Source organism: Thiocapsa sp., from assembly GCF_018399035.1.
GTDB lineage: Bacteria > Pseudomonadota > Gammaproteobacteria > Chromatiales > Chromatiaceae > Thiocapsa.
The window spans coordinates 4,586,089-4,604,350 of sequence record NZ_CP073760.1 but is presented as its reverse complement, the minus strand read 5'-3'; the positions used below and the strand labels follow the sequence as shown (position 1 = coordinate 4,604,350).

The window sequence follows — 18,262 nt, the reverse complement described above, 5'->3', positions numbered from 1 at the left end:
CTTTGCGTCCCTTGCGACTTTGCGGTTCAAATAGACCCATCGGTCAACACCCGAAAGGCTTCCCGCTCGTACTCATGCGCTTCTGCTCCCCGATCCGCTTGTGCCTTGCTCGGCGAGCTCGATCGTCGCGGCGGCGTTCCGGCACTCCCCGTCGGGACCGTCGAGCCCGGCAGCCCGGCATGGAACGCCGGTCTTCGCGAGGGCGATCGCCTGCTTCAGGTCAACGGCCAACGGGTCGCGAGCCTACGCGACGTCGCCCGGGTCCTACGCCAGACCGGAGACATCCTGAGCCTGCGTGTCCAACGCGGCGATGATCTGGTCGTCCTGGCGCGGCGCTGACCGGGCGTCCGCGATCGGGCGATTTGGATCGAAATCAGACCTCCCGTTGATCTGGATCCGGTTGCATCTGACGGATTTCGGTCCATGATTAGCAGAAATTGCATTGACAATTGTCTAGTCGGACCAGGCACGGGTCCGGCACGACCCCGAACATGGACCAAAAGCCATCGGACAGGCATAAAACTACCAAAGCAATACCAGACCACCCAACGGGTGGAGGAGCACGCGATGTCAGCCATGCAAATCGCCGGACGGCAGCTCGAGGTCAACAAACAAGGCCATCTGGCCTATTTCGACGACTGGGAGCCATCCGTCGCTACGGCATTGGCGGAAGAAGAAGGTCTGAGCCTGACCGAATGTCACTGGGCGGTCATCAATTTCCTTCGCGAGTATTACGCAACCCATGAGATGCCGCCCTCCCCGAAGGTCGTCATCAAGACCATCGGCGCGCATGTTTCACCGCATACGCCCTGCTCGCGTAAGCACCTGGAAGGGCTCTTTCCGAACGGAGGCTGCAAGCAGGCCTGTCGTCTTGCGGGGTTGCCGCGATATTACTGCCATTCCTGCTGAACCGCGTCCGCAGCAGCATGCCTGGTTTGTGAATTGGATCGGCTACGGCCGTCATCACGGATGTCGGAGCTGACGCGGTTTAGATTCCAAGGAATATGAAAATCTAAACCGCGAGCAGCTCGGGCTGCGTAGGTTGTGCCGAGCCCCGCGAGGCACAACGCGCCGCTTACGGCTTACACCTTCAGGTTGGATAGGGTAGCCGCCCGTAGATCCGGCTCAGAACACGCAGCCGCTCGGCTGCGTCGTCCGTCAACATGTCGTCGCGATAGCGCCAGAGCCAATTGCCCTCGGACGTCCCGGGTCGGTTCATGCACGCCTCGGCGCCCAGACCCAGGACATCCTGCATCGGGAAGAGCGCAAGCGCGGCGACCGATCCAAGCGCGCTGCGAATAAAATCCCAGTGGATCTCGCTGCCGTCGCTGTTGAGATAGAGCATCGCGTTGTGTCGGGTTACCGGGTCACGCAGCGCCCACCATCCGAGCAGGGTGTTGTTGTCGTGGGTGCCGGTGTAGACCGCGAGGCTGCGACGATGATTGTGGGGCAGGAAGGATGAGCGCCCGAATCCGCCCTCGGTGTCCTCGAACCCGAATTGCAGGATCGCCATGCCGGGCAGATCGAGCCCGTCGCGCAGGACCTCCACGTCCTCGGTAATGACGCCGAGATCCTCGGCGATCAGCGGCAGTCCCTCGCCGAGGGTTGCACGCAAGGCGTCGAAGAGCGCCATCCCTGGACCCGGCATCCAACGGCCGTTGACGGCGGTCTCCTCCTCCGCCGGGATCTCCCAGTAGCCGGCGAACCCACGGAAATGATCGATCCGCACCAGGTCGACCAGCTCCAAGACGCGTCGCATGCGTTGTACCCAAAAGCTGTAGCCGTCCGCCGCCACCTTCGGCCAATCGTAGAGCGGATTGCCCCAACGCTGCCCGGTCGCGCTGAAATAATCCGGCGGAACACCGGCGATGACCGTCGGATGACCCGCCTCGTCGAGCTGAAACCACTCACGATGCGTCCAGACCTCGCTCGAATCATGGGCGACGAAGATCGGCATGTCGCCGATGAGACGGACACCGCGGCTGTTGGCATAGGCGCGCAGCCCGGACCATTGCGTGAAGAAGAAGTATTGGATCAGGCGTTGGGCGTCGAGCTCGCGCGCATGGGCCTTGCTCCAGCGCGCCAGGGCCTCCGGCTCGCGCCGCGCCAGGTCGACGCGCCACTCGGTCCAGGGACGATGCCCGTGGTGGACCTTCAGCGCGTGGTAGAGGGCAAAGTCGTCCAACCAGTCGGCGTGCGCCTCACGGAACGCGTGATAGTCCTCGCGATCGGTCTCGCTCGCCTGCTCCTGAAACGCATGTACCGCGCGGGCAATCAGCGCCCGCTTCCACGGAATGACGGCATGAAAATCGACCTGATGGCTCGAAAAATCCGGGGCATCGAGATCCTCGGGGCCGAGCCACCCCCCGTCCACCAAGAGCTCCGGGCTGATCAACAACGGATTACCGGCAAAGGCGGAGGTGCACTGATAAGGCGACTCCCCGTAACCGGTCGGCCCCAGCGGCAACATTTGCCACAGCCCCTGCCCCGCTGCCGCGAGAAAATCCACGAAACGCCGGGCCGAGTGCCCGAGATCGCCGATCCCGAATGGACCGGGCAGCGATGTCGGGTGAAGCAAAATGCCGCTGGTGCGGTGCATGCCGTGACTCCAAAGTCTGGGCGAGGAATAAAACCCGCGAGTCTACCCAAAGCGCGGCCGAAAAACCGCGCGGGATTGCCCGCGGGTTCTCACCGTCGCCGGTTTGAATTCAGCTAAACCGCGTCCGGAGCGAGATGCTCACTTTCGAGTGAGCTCGACGTTTGGTGAATCCACGACCCTTAGCGGGGGACGCAGTTTAAAATTTTATATTTTTTAATACTTTAAACCGCGCCGGCTCCAGCGGCTCTGAAATCCGCCGGGGCCGATCCCATCCAAAAATATCGCATACCGCACTGGGCGCGGTTTAAACTCTTTGCGTATTGTCCGCGGCGGACCGACGTCGGGCGCCTGCTTCCACATGAGAGACGCGTCCAGATGTTCAAGCAAATCCGTCTGTGGGCCAACATCCTCCTCGTGATCGGCGCCGCGATCATCCTGGCCATCACCACGCTCACGCTCGTGAGCCTGCACAATCTCAAGACCGTGAGCCGCACGGCGGAGGAGTCCGAGCTGCGTCAGTTCGCAGCGATGGTGCAGACGCAGATCCGCGACGAGGTTCGCGTGGCGGAGGCGCTCGGCGTCCTGGTCGCCGAGATGCCGGAGGTGCAGGCGCGTTTCTCCGCGGGCGATCGCGACTGGCTCGCCGAGCAGCTTCACCCGCCGTTCGAGGCCCTCGCGCGCGACTTCGGTGCGGTTCAGTTCCAGTTCCACACCGCGCCGGCCATGTCTTTTTTGCGTCTGCACATGTTGGAGAAGTTCGGCGACGACCTGTCGAGCTTCCGCCAGTCGGTCGTGGATACCAACCGCGACATCAAGCCGCACCGCGGTCTGGAATTCGGCGTCGCCGGCCTCGGCGCCCGCGGCGTGGTGCCGGTGCTGGAGCAGGGACGCCATCTGGGCTCGGTCGAGTTCGGCATGTCCTTCGGCCAAGCCTTCTTCGACGCCTTCAAAGCGAGCTACGGCGTCGAGGCCGCCTTCTATATCCTGCGCGACGGCGAGTTGGAGACCTTTGCAAGTACCCATGAAGGTCAACCCTTCCTCGGCCCGGATGCGCTCAAAGCGGCCTTCGCGGGCGAATCCCAAGTCGCCGAGCTCGAGATCGGCACAACGCCCATCGCCGCCTATGCGGAGATGATTCCGGATTATTCGGGCAAACCGCTCGGCGTCGTGGAGATCGCGATGGATCGCAGCCCGTACGTCGCAGTCCTCGAGAAGACGCGCATGCAGGCCATGATCATCGGCGTGCTGGTCGCATTGTTCAGTATCGGCATCTCGCTGATCACTGCCAATGCCATCACCAAACGCATCCGCCGCCTGGCCAACGAGATCGATCGCGTGACCAACGGCGATCTGAGCGGCGGCGGCGCGATCGACGGCAAGGACGAGCTGGCCGACCTCGCTCGCGCGCTCGAGGGCATGCGCGAGCATCTCAACGCGTTGGTGACGGGCGTGGAGACGACCGCCTTCTCGGTCCACGCGGCATCGCGCGAGATCGCGCAGGCGGTCGACGGACAGGCCGCGACCTCCAGTCAGATGTCGGCCTCGGTGGCCGAGATCACCTCGACGATGGAAGAGCTCTCGGCCTCCTCGACCCAGATCGCGGAATACTCCGAGTCCGTCGTCACCATCGCCGGTCGGACCTACGACGACAGCCTGCGCGGCTCGGATGCCATGCAGCGCCTGGTGGAGAAGATGCGACGGATCGGCGCGGACAATCAGAGAGCCCTGAACGAGATCCTCGCGCTCGGCACCCGCTCCAAGGAGATCTCCAAGATCATGCAGATCATCGACACGGTGGCGGATCAGACCAAGCTGATCGCCTTCAACGCCGCCTTGGAGGCATCCTCTGCGGGCGAGGCGGGAAAACGCTTCGGCGTCGTCGCCGCCGAGATTCGCCGACTGGCCGACTCGGTGACCGAATCCACCGGAGAGATCACCGGCAAGGTTGCCGAGATTCAGGAGTCCATCAACCGTCTCGTGATCAGCTCGGAGAAAGGCTCCACCGGGATCCAGGAGGGGATCGCGGACTCGGCCAGCACGGCGGATATCCTCCAGGCGATCGTCGAGGCGGCGAGCGAGACCTCGACATCCGCCCAGCAGATCAGTCTCTCCACGCAACAACAGCGCACCGCCAGCGGTCAGGTTGTGGTCGCCTTGCGCGAGATCGTCACCGCCAGCTCGGAGACCGCGGGCGCCGTGCGCCGGATCGCCGATATCGCGCGCGATATGAACGCGCTCTCGGGTACCCTGCAGGGTAGCCTGGATCAGTTCGTACTCGACGGAGCACGCACGCCGTCCACCGTACCCGGTGTGTCGAGCCGGCCCTGATGAAGGAGCAAGGAAGGCAACCCGTGCGGGTCTTGGTGGTCGACGACAGCCGCTCCGCAAGGAGCCTGATCCGGGCACTCATCGAGGCGGCACCGGGGCTTGTCGTTTGCGGCGAGGCCGCGGATGGTCGGGAGGCGGTCGAGAAGACCCTGACGCTCAAGCCGGACGTCGTCACCATGGATCTTCAGATGCCCGAGATGGACGGGATGCAGGCGATCGAGGAGATCATGTCCCGCCACGCCGTGCCCATTCTGGTCCTTTCCGACCTGGCCGACGCCCCCAACGCGATGGCCGCGGTCGCACGCGGTGCACTCGAGGCCGCGCGCAAGCCGACCTTCGACGAGGGACCTGAGCTGGCGGTGCGCCTGCGCATCCTGGCCCGGATTCCGGTCATCCGCCATATTCGGCGCAACGGCGCGCTCGCACTCAAACACGGGCCCGACGACCCGACTGCCCCGCCGCGGCTTGACGAGTCGTCAACAACGCAACCGAGCCGAACCTGCTCGCTGGTCGTCGCCATCGCCTCCTCGACCGGCGGGCCTCAAGCCCTCGCGCGAATCCTCCCGGACCTTCCGGCAAACTATGCCGCCCCGGTGCTGATCGCCCAGCACATCTCCGACGGCTTCGCCGGGGCGATGGCCGACTGGTTGGCCCAACTCTGTGCCCTGCCGGTCAAGATCCCCGTCGAAGGCGAGGCGCTCGTGCCCGGGCAGATCTATCTCGCCGATTCCATCAGCCACATGACGCTCGGTGCCGGACGACGCATCCGCTTGGAGCAGCGCCTGGAGACCGATATGTATCGCCCGAGCTGCGATCGATTGCTGGCGAGCGTCGCGGCACAGGTCGGGCGCGATGCCGTCGGGGTGATCCTCACCGGGATGGGACGCGACGGCGCACAAGGGATGCTTGCACTCGCGAAGGCCGGCGGGACGACCATCGCCCAAGACGAGGCCACCTCGGTCATCTTCGGGATGAATCGCGAGGCAATCCTCGCCGGAGGCGTGCAGATGACGCTGCCGCTCGATCTCATCGCAGGCAAGCTCTGCATGCTGGCGGGTCGTCGCGCTGCACTCGGCGCCGGGATCGCCTGATGCCGATCCGGTCCTTCAAGTCGTTTGTCAAGGATCGTCTCGGGCTGCACTTCGGCTCGGACGCGGATGGACGACTCCAGTCCATCCTGGCGGGGCGGATCACGGCAACTGCCGCGGGATCGATCGACGACTATCTCAAATCCGTCGCCGCCGATCCGGTCGAGCTCGGGCGTCTGACCAGTCTGCTGACGGTCAACGAGACCTATTTTTACCGTGAGTCCGCACATCTGAATCTGCTCGTGGAGCGGCTCGTGCCCGCGCGCTTGGCGCACACCGAGAAGGGCAATCCGATCCGGATCCTCTCCTTGGGTTGCTCCACCGGCGAGGAACCCTATTCGATCGCCATCGCCTTGCGCGAGCGTTACGGCGATCTCGCCGAGCGCCTGTTCCGCATCACCGCGGGCGACGTCGACGACGCCGCACTCGACCACGCCCGCGCGGCGCTCTACGGCCCGTTCACCTTTCGGGTCCTGCCCGCCGAGCTTCGGGATCGCTGGTGCTCGGCGGTCGACGGCACGCACCGCCGCATCGATGCGGCGATCCGGCGACAGGTCGATTTCATCTCCTGGAACCTGCTCGCACCCACCTACCCGACGGAGGTGCAGGGACAAGACGTCATCTTCTTTCGCAATGTCTCCATCTATTTTGATCCGGCAACCCGCAAGGCCGTCATGGCGAGGTTGTGCGACCTGCTCAAGCCGCAGGGTCATCTGATCGTCGGTGCCTCGGAGACACTCGCCAACGACTTCGGCCTGATGCGCCTGCGCGCCTTGGACGGCGTCTTCCTGTTCGAGAAGACCCCGGCCGGGCCTTCGCCAGGGCGAGCGGACTCGCACCTCGGTGCACGCTCGGACACTGGCGTACAGACGCGCCCGAGCGCACGGCCGCCCCGAGCCGACGCGGCAGGATCCACCTCGACCGGCCGAGGCGATCCGGGCGCGATCAACCCTCGCCCGAATCCACCCGGGCCGATCGGACCGGTCGTGAACCCGGTCGATCCGCAGCGCTACGAGCAGGCCCTGACATCGGCCCGATCGGAGCGTTTCGAGGAGGCACTTCGCCATCTGACGCCTCTCTGCAATCGCGAGGACGCCGCCGCCGAGCCTCTCGCGCTCCAGGCCCATCTGCTGCTCGAGCGCGGCGACACGGCCGGTGCCGAAACGGCCGCCCAACGCGCCCTCACGCAAGACCCCTGGTCTTCGGACGCACTCCTTCTGCTCGGACGCTGCGCGCGTCTGCGCGGAGACACAGCGTCTGCGATCAGCGCCTTGCGTCGGGTGATCTACGACAACCCGAGCTGCTGGCGGGCCCATTACCAGCTCGCCGAAACCTATCGCCAGGAAGGCGAGAGCGGCCCGGCAGAACGCGAATACCGGATCGTGCTGCGCCAGCTGCAGAACGAGACACTGGCCATGCAGGGCACGGGCGCGCTGCCCTCGCTCCTGTCGGTGAAGGATCTGCGCTTCCTGTGCGAGACGCGTCTGGCCCGTCTCGCCGACGCCACGGCCTGAGATCCGCGTCATGGCACTCGACATCACCAAATTCGTCGGCCGTTTCGTCGACGAGGCGCGCGAGCATATCGCCCGGCTCGAGACCGGACTCGCCACACTCGGAACCGCGGGCGACGGCGGCCGGGACGGGATCGACGCCCTGTTCCGATCCGCCCACACCATCAAGGGATCCTCGCGCATGCTCAAGCTCGCGAGCATCGCCGAGACCGCCCACCATCTCGAAGACGTGCTCGGCGTCTTGCGCGACGGCAAGATCCAGCCCGACCCGGCGCTCGCCGCACTCCTGATGCGCGGTGTGGATGCGATCGGCGCAATGATCGAAGAGGTCGCCGCATCCGGCGCCGGCGCGGCCTCCGGGCCACCGGATCAAGCGCTGTGCGAGCGGCTCGCCAGGGCCGCCGCGGGCGATTGGTCGGAGCCGAGTACGCCGCCCCTTCCCGACCGTTCGGCGGCTGCCGACGCGAACCCGACCCCGGGCGAAATCCCGTCGGCCACCCCGACGTCGCCCTCGCCCGCGCCCTCATCCGCTAAGGACCCGACGCCGAGGACCCCGCAAACGACAGGCACCGACACCGCGACACGCATCCGCGCACCCGAGAGCGTGCGCGTGCGCATGGATAAGCTCGACACCCTGGTCAAGCTGATGGGCGAGATGGTCTCCAACCAGGCGCGGCTGCGTCACGTCCTGGGAGAGGCGCGTCTGCTCGATGCCGAGGCCCGAGCGCTCGCCGCGCGCACCGTCACCGAAACGGGGTCGGAGTCAGCCGAGATTGCCCGCGCACTGCACAGGTTCACGCTCGATCTGCGCGACCTGACGCTCGATCAAGAGCGCCTCATCGGCGAGCTCAACGACCGCGCACTCGGTATGCGGATGCTGCCCCTGGGTACGGTTCTGGACCCGATCGCCCGGGTCGCCCGCGAGCTCGGACGCTCGCTCGGCAAGGAGATCCGGTGCGAGATGAGCGGCAGCGAGATCGAGCTCGACCGCCAGATCATCGACCACCTCAGCGATGCGCTGGTCCATCTGGTACGCAACGCCATCGACCACGGCATCGAGTCGGCCGAGGAACGTCTGGCGGCGGGCAAGCCGGCGCTCGGGGAGATCCGCCTCTCGGCACGTCAGGAGGGCGGCGCCGTGCTGATCGCCATCAGCGACGACGGGCGCGGACTCGACCGTGCGCGTATCCTCGAGAAGGCCATCCAAAAGGGCCTGATCGAGACCGGCGCCAGCCAAGAGACCAGCCAAGAGATCACCGACGAGCAGGTCGCCGACCTCATCTTTCAACCCGGCTTCAGCACCAGCGCCATCATCACCGAGGTCTCGGGACGCGGTGTCGGGATGGACGTGGTCAAGCGCGCCATCACCGACGACCTGCAGGGCTCGATCGCGATCAAGAGTCGACCGGGCGCCGGGACCACTCTGACGCTCAAGCTCCCGCTCTCGCTGGCGGTGATGCGCATCCTGCTGCTCGAAGCGGGCGGGCACTGTTTCGGAATCACCGCGCCGCACGTCTCCGAGCTGATCCGCACCTCCCGCATCGAGACGATTCAGGTCGCCGGACGCCCGGCGGTCGTGCTCCGCAACGAGCTGGTTCCCCTGATTCCGCTGATCGACCTCTTGGGTCTGCCCGCGCCGGCCAAGTCGTCGGTACGACGGCGGCACGCACTCCACGAGGAGGCGCTCCTGGTCGTCATCATCGGGGTACGACAGGCGAAGCTGGGGCTGGTGGTGGATCGGCTCATCGACGCGCGCGACATGGTCCTCAAGCCGCTGCCCGAGCACATGCGCGGCCGAGGGGCCCTCGGCGGTCTGGTCGGCGGCGTGGTCGTCACCGGCACCAACGCGCTGGTGAGTCTGCTCCAGGCCCCTGCCCTGCTGGACGCGGCGCGACGCATCCGCGGCGAGGCGATCAAGGCGGCGGTGAAGGACTCGACGCGCCGGCATGACGGAGAACCGGGTCAGCACGTCCTGGTGGTGGACGACTCGCTGAACACGCGCGAGATCGAAAAGGAGGTCCTGGAGGCGTCCGGCTACCGCGTCACCCTGGCCGAAGACGGCCTGGACGGCTGGCAAAAGGCCGTGGGCGGGCGCTTCGACGCGGTCCTCACCGATGTCGAGATGCCCGGTCTGGACGGCTTCTCGCTCACCGCCAAACTGCGCGAGAACGACAAATACCGTTCCACGCCGATCATCATCGTCAGCTCACGTCAGACCCTCGAGGACAAACAGCGCGGCATTCAGGTCGGCGCCGACGCCTATATCGTCAAAGGCGATTTCGACCAATCCAATCTCGTCGACACCTTACGGAATCTGCTCGGCTGATCTCACACAGATCATCAGGAACAGTTCAAAAATAGCTCAAACAACTCGACGAGAGAATTCCTTCGCCACGGCAGTGGTAGTCGTTGTCGTTGTCGTTGTCGTTGTCGTTGTCGTTGTCGTTGTCGTTGTCGTTGTCGTTGTCGTAATCGACAATGATTGGATTCGGTGCTCAACTCATTTCCGACACCTTTTTAAGGACTAGTGGTCATGCGTATCTTGATCGTCGACGATGACCCCTTCGCAGGAGCAATGGCCGAGGCCATTCTGGATGCGGAGGGGCACGACTGTAAGCTCGTGGAGAGCGGCGTGGAGGCACTCGACGCCCTCGGCGAAGCACACGAGGGATTCGACTTGGTCATCTCGGACATGCACATGCCGCTCTTGAGCGGTTTGGACCTGTTCCGGGAGATGCGCGAGCGCGGGATCTCGACCGCTTTCGTTCTTCTGACCGGGGACGACCCGGAACCGCTCCATTCGCAGGCGCCGGAGATCGCTGCCTGCCTGATGAAGGATGCGTCGCTCGAGGTCACGTTGCCGGCGGCCGTCGCCGGACTTTAACGAGGAAACCATGGCTGCCGAACGGGGAAACGTCCCCATACCCGCCGCGCCGAACAAGGCCGAATCCTTCCAGATCCGCAAGGCGCGTCTGCGCACGTCCTTTCTCTCGCAGCTGCCCGGACGTCTTGCCGATGCGCGCCGCGCCGTCGCCAAACTGCGCGCGAGCGAGATCGATCATGCGCATCTCGACGCGCTCTACATCCTCTTCCATACCTTGAAGGGATCGGGCGCCACCTTCGGCTTCCGACAGATCAGCGATGCCGCCGAGAGCGCCGAGCAGGCCGTGCGCCATGCCATGGACTCGGGCGGACGGGTCGAGGCCGCGCTGCCGGCCGAGCTCGCGCGCCTGCTGGACGATCTCGCCGCCTTGGCGCTCGCCGCCGAGGTGCAGGTGGACCCCGATGTGACTCCCGGATTCGAGCTTCCCGGGCCGGAGCCCGAGCCGACATCCGGACACGCGCTCGGCGCACGCCCCGGACAACCCGCGGATCGCAGCCAGCGGATGGTCTATCTCTGCGACGACGACCCGGATCTTGCCGCGCAACTGGCCGGTCAGCTCGGCTGTTTCGGCTACCGCGTGCGGGCCTTCACGACCCTCGCCGACCTGCGCGAGGCGGTCGATGCCGAACGCCCGTCGGCGATGATCCTCGACGTGGTCTTTCCCGAGGACGAGAACGCCGGGCCGAAGATGCTGGCCGAGCTCAGGGCCGGAGAAGAGGAGGCGATCCCCTGCATCTTCATCTCCTGTCGCGACGACTTCGGCGGGCGCCTCCAGGCGGTACGCGCGGGCGGCAGCGCCTACTGCACCAAGCCGATCAAGACGGTCGAGCTGCTGGAATTCCTCGATCGGCTCACCAGCCCGCATCCGCCCGAGCCCATCAATGTCCTGGTGGTGGACGACGACCGCGAGCTGGCCCAGTTCCATGCGACGGTCCTGGAAGAGGCCGGCATGGTCGCCAAGGCGGTGAGCGATCCGGAGCAGGTGCTGAGTCTGCTCGACACCTTCGATGCCGATCTGGTGCTGATGGACATGTACATGCCGGATTGCTCGGGGCCGGAGCTGTCTCGGATCCTGCGCCAGATGCCGGGGCATGTGAGCCTGCCGATCATCTATGTTTCCTCCGAGACGGACGTGGAGCGCCAGCACAAGGCGCTCGCGGTCGGCGCCGACGGCTTTCTGACCAAACCGATCGAGCCGGACCGGCTGATCGCCGAGGTCGGTCTGCGTGCCGAGCGGATGCGCATCCTGCACTCCCTGATGGTCCGCGACGGTCTGACCGGGCTCTTCAACCACAACGCGATCATGCAGTTCCTGGAGGTCGCCGTGGCGAATGCGCGCCGTGCCGGGACGTCCCTGTGCTTCGCCATGCTCGACGTCGATCACTTCAAATCGGTCAACGACACCTACGGCCATCCGACCGGCGATCAGGTCCTCATGGCGCTGAGCCGCACACTGCGTCTGCGCCTGCGCGACGACGACCTGGTCGGGCGCTACGGCGGTGAGGAGTTCGCGGTGGTTCTGAACGGTGTGGGCGTGGAGCAAGCCCGGCGCATCCTCGATGCCTTGCGCACCAGCTTCTCCAACGTGACCTTTTTCTCGGACGGACAGGAGTTCCGCTGCACCTTCAGCGTCGGGGTAGCGCACTTTCCGACCTTCGACACCCCGGACGCCATGACCGAGGCCGCCGACCGGGCGCTCTACCGGGCCAAGAAGGGCGGTCGCAATCGCGTCGAGATCGCGACGGAGCAAGACACTTTGCCCGAGCCCGAGCCCGAGCCCGCGCCCACGCCTGAATCGACGGGGACATCCGATGGATCTTGAGCGAACCGAATCGCAGTCCGATCTGTCCGACCGCAACGCGCTGGAGTTGCTCCTGGAGCGACGACGCGGAGCCGACGCTCGGATCCTCGAGGTCGAGACCGCCAAGGTCAAACTCGTGATCTTCGTCGTCGGCGAGGCGTTGCTTGCCTTCCCGGCGCGCGTGCTGGCGGAGATCCTCCCGCTCACGACCATCCATGTCGTCCCGGGCTTCCCACCGGCGCTGGAGGGCGTCATCAATATTCGCGGCGACATCGCCTCGGTGGTCCGCCTCGGCGATCTGTTGGGCATGACGCATATCCCGTCCGCCCGTCGCTCGGCCATCCTGCTCGGCCAAGGCACGCAGGTGCGCAGCGGGTTGCGGGTCGATCGGGTGGTCGACGTCCTGGACGTGACCGAAGAGTCCATCCAAGCACCGCCGGACAGCTTGCCCGAGCCGCTGCGCGGGCTCGCAACCGGGGTGTTCGAGCATGCGGGACAGGTCGTGATCCTGCTCGATCTGGATCGGGTGTTTCAGACCCTGTTGCCCGAGCAGCGGTGACGCGAATGGAGCGCAGACACGAGGCTCGAAACGAGGGCGGCGACGGCGAGATCGATCTGGTGGTCTTCAGCCTCGGCGCGCTGAGGTTCGCCGTTCTCGCCGAGGGCATCCGAGGCATCGCCGATCCCGCCGAGACCCCGAACACGCAGGCGCCCGCATTGGCCGATCTACTCGGCCTCGCGCGCGCATCCTCCGCGGTCTCGGCCCACACGCAGGAATCGCGCGAGCGCGTGCTCCGCTTCAGACACACCGCGCAGGCCGGAGCCTCGGACGGGACGCAGACCCCGGGCGTGCGCATCGAGGAGCCGATCTCGCTGTGGCGCGCACCGGTCGACGCGATCCATCCACTGCCCGCACTGATGGAGGTGCTGTCCGAGCTGCCCTGCGTGCGCGGACTCGTGACACTCTCCACGACGAACGCGGACGACCTCGCCATCCTGCTCGACCCCCGGCGGCTCCGGGAAGCGGCGTGCGCGGCGGCCTTCGACTCCTGCAACGCAACGCCGGCACGGATGATCGACCAATAGCGACAGGGGTCATGACGGACACTCGCAACAACAACCAGGCAAGTGCAGACAAGCCCAGCCTGCCCCCAAGTGGAGAGGAGACTGTCGATCGCCTGCGCATGCGGGCTGCCGAAGCCCTCGAGAGCGTGCGCTTGGATCTCGCGGACGAGATCCCGGTCGGCATCGACGGCCAAGAGCTTCAATTCGCCGAGCTTCCCCGTGTTCCCGACGAGGCGCCCGGGTCTGTCTGCGCGATCCGGGTGCTCGATCAGCCCTGCCGCCAACGCATTCCCCGGGATCAAGCCGGCTTCCAAGCCCGCGAATGGGAGGCTGCGGGGATCCCGTTCGGGCGCATCGCCGTGAACGTCTCGGGCATGCAGATCCAGCGCAGCGATTTTGCACGCACGCTGGAATCCATCCTGCACGACACAGCGACGCTTTCTGCTCGGGGCCGGCTGCCGCCGTGCGCAAGGCGATCTCTTCAGCCCGCCGGTTGCGCCGGAGGCGATCGTTCGGCTCTTGTCTTGACTCGCCGTCGCAGAACATCGCGGGCAGTTCATGAATCGGTCACGATGGGCCTATCATGGCGCACACCACGCCGGCCTTGCTCTTACAGAGGTCGGGTGGACTGCGCTGCGCATTATCCTACGGCGCTTGTCTACCCTCCGACTCGGATCAGCGACGGGGCCGGGCTGACGAGCAAGGCCGGTGGGCCAATCGCGGCAGTCGACCGCCCGGGGCGGGCGAAGAGCCGGACCATCCTGTTCCCGGGGCCACGGAGCCTCGGCGAGGCGTAACGACGAGATGACAACACATAAATTCGGCGCCGCCGAGATGACGGATCTGCGCGAGCGTGCGTGCCGGATCCTGCGGGACCACACCTTCGACGAGACCATCGAGGCTTTCGAGCAGGGCACTCTCGATTTCGAGAGGCTCCTCGAGGAGCTGCATATCTACCATGCCGAGCTGCATATCCAGCAACAAGCACTGCAGGACAGCCGGCAGATCACCGAGCGCGCGCTCGCGCGCTTTACCCGGCTCTATCGCGAGCTGCCCTTCCCGGTCTTGCTGATCAACGCCCAAGGGCGCGTGAAAGAAGGCAACGCGGCGGCGCAGCGGCTGCTGCCCTTCGATCGACGGCTCTTTATCCATCTCGCTGTCGAGGGACAGACAAGACTGCTCGAAAATGCATTGCTCGATGCCATCAAGGCCGGCCGCGCGGACTGCAGGGAGATTCGCCTGCGGGGCCAAGGGGACAGCATCCTGATCGCCGATCTGCGTCTGATCCGTCTCCCTGAGATGGACGGCAACGAAGCCGAGATCCTCTGCAACCTCGTGGATCAGACCGAGCAGGTCGCGCAGCGCGAGGATCTGGTCGCCGCCAACCGGCGCCTGCGCATCCAGGAGGAGCGCTATCACATCGTCGCCGACTTCGCGCCCGACTGGGCCTACTGGATGGGCGAGGACGGACGCTTCCGCTATGTCTCCCCGACCTGCGCGCGGATCACCGGCTACCCGGCGGCGGCCTTCCTGAAGGACGCGGATCTCTTGGCGCGGATCATCCATCCGGAGGACCGCGACGCATACCTCACGCATCTCCACGGCGCGCACGCAACCCAACGATTCAAACCCCTGCGGTTTCGGATCCACACCCGCACGGGCGAGCTGCGCTGGATCGAGCATCTGTGCGTTCCGGTCAGCGGCGACGGCGGACGTGCGCTCGGACATCGCGGCTCGAATCTGGACGTAACCGACAAGGTGACGCTCGAAACGGCACTCGGCATGGCTTCCGAGGTCATCGATGCCAGCTCCACAATCGCGTTTCATTGGGCGCCGGAGCCGGGTTGGCCGGTCATCTACGCCTCGCCGAACGTTCGCCGCTGGGGCTATTCGCTCGAGCCGCTCCTCGCGCGGCGCTTGACCTACTTGGATCTCGTTCATCCGCAAGACCGCGAGCGCTTGGTTGCGGCCTTCGAGACATTTACTCAAGAGCAGCGCGACGGCTTCCGGCAGACCTACCGGGTCCGTTGGGCGGATGGCTCCGAGCACTGGGTCGAGGAGGAGACGCGCGGCGTCTTCGGCCCGGACGGCCGGCTCAGCTATTTTCACGGGATCGTGACCGATGTCACCGAGCGCGAGTCGGCAGAACGAGGGCTTAAGCGCCAATTGGATCTGCAGGCGCTGGTCGCTCAGGTCTCGTCACGCTTCATCGACGCCACCGGCGATACGCTCGAGCCGATCGTCGCTTGGGTACTCGAACAGATCGGCACCCTACTCGACGTCGATCGCTGCTACCTGTTCCGATTGGCGAGCGACGACGCAAGCCTGGAGATGACCCATGAGTGGTGCGCCGCGGGTATCGCACCCTTCATCCAGGACTTCCAGGGGATCTCGCTCGAGCGGTTTCCCTGGTGGGCCGAGCGGCTGCGTACCCGCACACCGATCTCGGTGCCGGATGTCTCGGCGCTCCCGGACGAGGCGGCGGCCGAACGTGCGGAGCTCGAGCGTCAATCCGTCCGCTCGGCCTTGAGCGTGCCCATGTCCAGTCATGGTCGGGTCTGGGGTGCGCTCGGGATCGACCTGGTCAGGCAGGCGCACGACTGGGACGCCGATGAGATTCGGATGTTGCAGGTGATCGGCGAGGTGGTCGCCGGGGCCTTGCAGCGGACCGCGTCCGAGGTCGGTCTGGCGGCCAGCGAGAACCTCTATCGGCGCGTCACGGCGATGATGAGCGACGTCGCCTACTCCTGCATGGAGCATCCCGACGAGGGTTTCCGGATCGACTGGATGACCGATTCGGTCGAGGCACTCACCGGTTACACCTTGGCCGAGGTACTGGAGATAGGATGCTGGCACTGTTTACTCCTCGAGGAGGATATCGGGATCTTCGAGGACAAGGTCGCCGGACTCCACCCGGGGACCAGGGCCGATTGCGAGCTGCGTCTGCGCCGCAAGGACGGGGCGGTACGCTGGCTCCATGCCACGACCGAATGCGTCCTCGACGACGCCGACCCGACGCTGCGTCGACTCTACGGTGGCCTCTTGGATGTCACCGAGCACAAGGCACGCGAGGGCGAGATCGAGCGGCTCGCGCTGGTGGTCGAGCAAAGCCCGAGCATCGTGCTGATTACCGACATCGCGGGGACCATCGAGTACGTCAACGCACGCTTCTGCGAGAGCACCGGGTATCGGCCGCAGGAGGTCCTGGGCCAACCGGTCGATATTCTGCGATTCGCTACCCGTACCGAGGCCGAGGACTCGGAGATTTGGAGCGCGCTGCAACACGGCGAGGCATGGACCGGAGAAATCCAGAATCGCAGGAAGTCGGGCGACGCCTATTGGGAGTACGCCCACATCACCCCGTTGCGCAACGCGCAGGGCCTGGTCACCCATTACGTCAAGCTGGCCGAGGATATCAGCGAACGCAAGGCACTCTCGCAGCAAGTGAGTTACCTGGCTCAGTACGATCCGCTCACCGGCCTGCCCAATCGGACCTCGATGCGCGAGCGCGTCGAGCAGGCCCTGATCGCCGCCCGACATTCCGACAGGATTCTCGCGCTCCTCTCGATCGACCTTGACGATCTGAGGTCCGTGAACGACTCGCTCGGTCACCCCGCGGGCGATGAGCTGTTGCGCTCGGTGGCCCAACGCTGGCAGCCGCTCCTGCGCGACGAGGATACCTTGGCCCGGTTCAGCGGCGACAACTTCATCGCCCTGGCCACCGGGCTGCGGCGCGTCGAGGACGCCTCCGTGCTTGCCGATCGCATTCGCGACGCGCTGGCCGAACCGATCGCCCTCGGCGAGCAGGGGGTCGTGGTGAGCTGCAGCATCGGCATTGCGCTCTATCCGGAGGATGCGAGCACGGCCGAAGAGCTGATCAGTCATGCCGACACCGCGCTGCACGGCGCAAAAATGGAAGGCCGCGGGCTCCATCGGTTCTTTACCTCGGCCTTGAACGATGATCTGCAGGAACAGTTTCGGCTCGAGCAGGCCCTACGCCGCGCGATCGAGCGTCATGAGCTGCTGCTTCATTACCAGCCGCGTGTCGACATCATCAGCGGCCGCATTCGGGGTTTGGAGGCATTGTTGCGGTGGAATCACCCTGAGCTCGGGTTGATCCCGCCGGATCGCTTCATCCCGATCGCCGAATCCAGTGGATTGATCCTGTTCATCGGACCCATCGTCGTACGACTCGCCTGCGAGCAGATGGCCGCTTGGCGCAGGGCCGGAATTTCCCCGGTGCCGATGGCGCTGAACCTCAGCGCCGCCGAGTTGTATCAGGACGGGCTTGCCGAGCGGATCTCGAAGACAGCAGCCGAGGTCGGAATCGATCCGGGCCTCTTGGAAATCGAGGTCACGGAGAGCGCAGCCATGCGCTCGATCGACCGAGCGGTCGAGGTCTTGTCGCAGTTGCACGACCACGGTTTTACTCTCGCGATCGATGATTTCGGGACCGGCTATGCGTCCTTGAGCTACCTGAACCGACTGCCGGTGCAGACGTTGAAGATCGACCGCTCGTTCCTCGCCGAGATCGGCAGCGGAGGGCTCGGGGAACCACAAGCCGAAACCATCGTCAAGGCGATCATCGGCTTGGGTGCGAACCTCGGTCTGCAGGTCATCGCCGAAGGGGTCGAGACCGAGGCACAGAGAGCCTTTCTCATCGATCACGACTGTCGCGAGGGTCAGGGCTACTTATTCTGCAGACCGGGACCGGCCGATCGCATCGAGGCCGTGCTCCGAAGACAGTTCATCGAGCCGGGGGCCGAAGCGATCGACTGAGCCGCAAGGGGCCGCAGTGACCAAACCGGCGCGCGCACGCTCACGGGTCTCCTCGTCCGCATACTTGCTGCCGAGTGCGAGTGCGGTCAGCGGACCCAGGGCCACGGCCAGAACGACGGCGATGGTCCAGGGATTCGTCTCGGGTGCCTTTTCGTTGCTCATCGTCGTAAACCTCTCGGTTGTTCGAAAGCGTTTCAGGACGACAAC

At 65.4% G+C, this 18,262-nt stretch carries 13 protein-coding genes; 12 read left to right on the top strand and 1 reads right to left on the bottom strand.

The window, feature by feature from the left end; translation table 11 throughout:
* The first annotated feature begins 105 nt into the window (after window positions 1-105).
* Window positions 106-339, top strand: coding sequence for a PDZ domain-containing protein (locus tag KFB96_RS20980; protein ID WP_300970643.1), 234 nt, complete (start codon window positions 106-108; stop codon window positions 337-339).
* 228 nt (window positions 340-567) lie between these two features.
* Window positions 568-909 carry a TusE/DsrC/DsvC family sulfur relay protein gene (locus tag KFB96_RS20975; protein WP_213461054.1) on the top strand — a complete coding sequence of 114 codons (342 nt, stop codon included), beginning with the start codon at window positions 568-570 and terminating at the stop codon, window positions 907-909.
* Between the two features lie 181 nt (window positions 910-1,090).
* Here the strand turns inward: KFB96_RS20975 and malQ are convergent, their stop codons facing one another.
* Window positions 1,091-2,599: a 4-alpha-glucanotransferase gene (gene malQ, locus KFB96_RS20970; RefSeq protein ID WP_213461051.1), complete on the bottom strand. Its 1,509-nt coding sequence runs from the start codon at window positions 2,597-2,599 to the stop codon at window positions 1,091-1,093.
* Window positions 2,600-2,974: 375 nt separating this feature from the next.
* Between malQ and KFB96_RS20965 the strand changes: the two genes are divergently transcribed.
* The 10 genes from KFB96_RS20965 (at window position 2,975) to KFB96_RS20920 (ending at window position 18,055) form a co-directional block, all read left to right on the top strand.
* Entirely contained in the window at window positions 2,975-4,927 is a 1,953-nt protein-coding gene (locus tag KFB96_RS20965) for a methyl-accepting chemotaxis protein (RefSeq protein ID WP_213461049.1), read from the top strand.
* Window positions 4,927-6,018: a chemotaxis-specific protein-glutamate methyltransferase CheB gene (gene cheB / locus KFB96_RS20960; RefSeq protein ID WP_213461047.1), complete on the top strand. Its 1,092-nt coding sequence runs from the start codon at window positions 4,927-4,929 to the stop codon at window positions 6,016-6,018. Before KFB96_RS20965 ends, cheB begins: the two co-directional genes overlap by 1 nt.
* Window positions 6,018-7,529: a CheR family methyltransferase gene (locus KFB96_RS20955; RefSeq protein ID WP_213461045.1), complete on the top strand. Its 1,512-nt coding sequence runs from the start codon at window positions 6,018-6,020 to the stop codon at window positions 7,527-7,529. Before cheB ends, KFB96_RS20955 begins: the two co-directional genes overlap by 1 nt.
* A gap of 10 nt (window positions 7,530-7,539) precedes the next feature.
* Window positions 7,540-9,852 (top strand): hybrid sensor histidine kinase/response regulator, encoded by a 2,313-nt coding sequence (locus KFB96_RS20950; protein WP_213465863.1) that lies wholly within the window; start codon window positions 7,540-7,542, stop codon window positions 9,850-9,852.
* A 207-nt stretch (window positions 9,853-10,059) separates the two neighbouring features.
* Window positions 10,060-10,410 carry a response regulator gene (locus tag KFB96_RS20945; protein ID WP_213461044.1) on the top strand — a complete coding sequence of 117 codons (351 nt, stop codon included), beginning with the start codon at window positions 10,060-10,062 and terminating at the stop codon, window positions 10,408-10,410.
* A 10-nt stretch (window positions 10,411-10,420) separates the two neighbouring features.
* The gene (locus tag KFB96_RS20940; protein ID WP_213461043.1) at window positions 10,421-12,232 is read left to right on the top strand and encodes a diguanylate cyclase; all 1,812 of its coding nucleotides are present in this window, start codon (window positions 10,421-10,423) and stop codon (window positions 12,230-12,232) included.
* Window positions 12,222-12,770: a chemotaxis protein CheW gene (locus KFB96_RS20935; protein ID WP_213461042.1), complete on the top strand. Its 549-nt coding sequence runs from the start codon at window positions 12,222-12,224 to the stop codon at window positions 12,768-12,770. Before KFB96_RS20940 ends, KFB96_RS20935 begins: the two co-directional genes overlap by 11 nt.
* Before the next feature lie 5 nt (window positions 12,771-12,775).
* Window positions 12,776-13,297, top strand: a complete 522-nt coding sequence (locus KFB96_RS20930) for a hypothetical protein (RefSeq protein ID WP_213461041.1) — start codon at window positions 12,776-12,778, stop codon at window positions 13,295-13,297.
* 11 nt (window positions 13,298-13,308) lie between these two features.
* Window positions 13,309-14,073, top strand: coding sequence for a hypothetical protein (locus KFB96_RS20925; RefSeq protein ID WP_213501524.1), 765 nt, complete (start codon window positions 13,309-13,311; stop codon window positions 14,071-14,073).
* 7 nt (window positions 14,074-14,080) lie between these two features.
* On the top strand, window positions 14,081-18,055 hold the full coding sequence (locus KFB96_RS20920) for an EAL domain-containing protein (RefSeq protein ID WP_213461040.1): 3,975 nt from the start codon (window positions 14,081-14,083) through the stop codon (window positions 18,053-18,055).
* The last annotated feature ends 207 nt before the right edge of the window (window positions 18,056-18,262 follow it).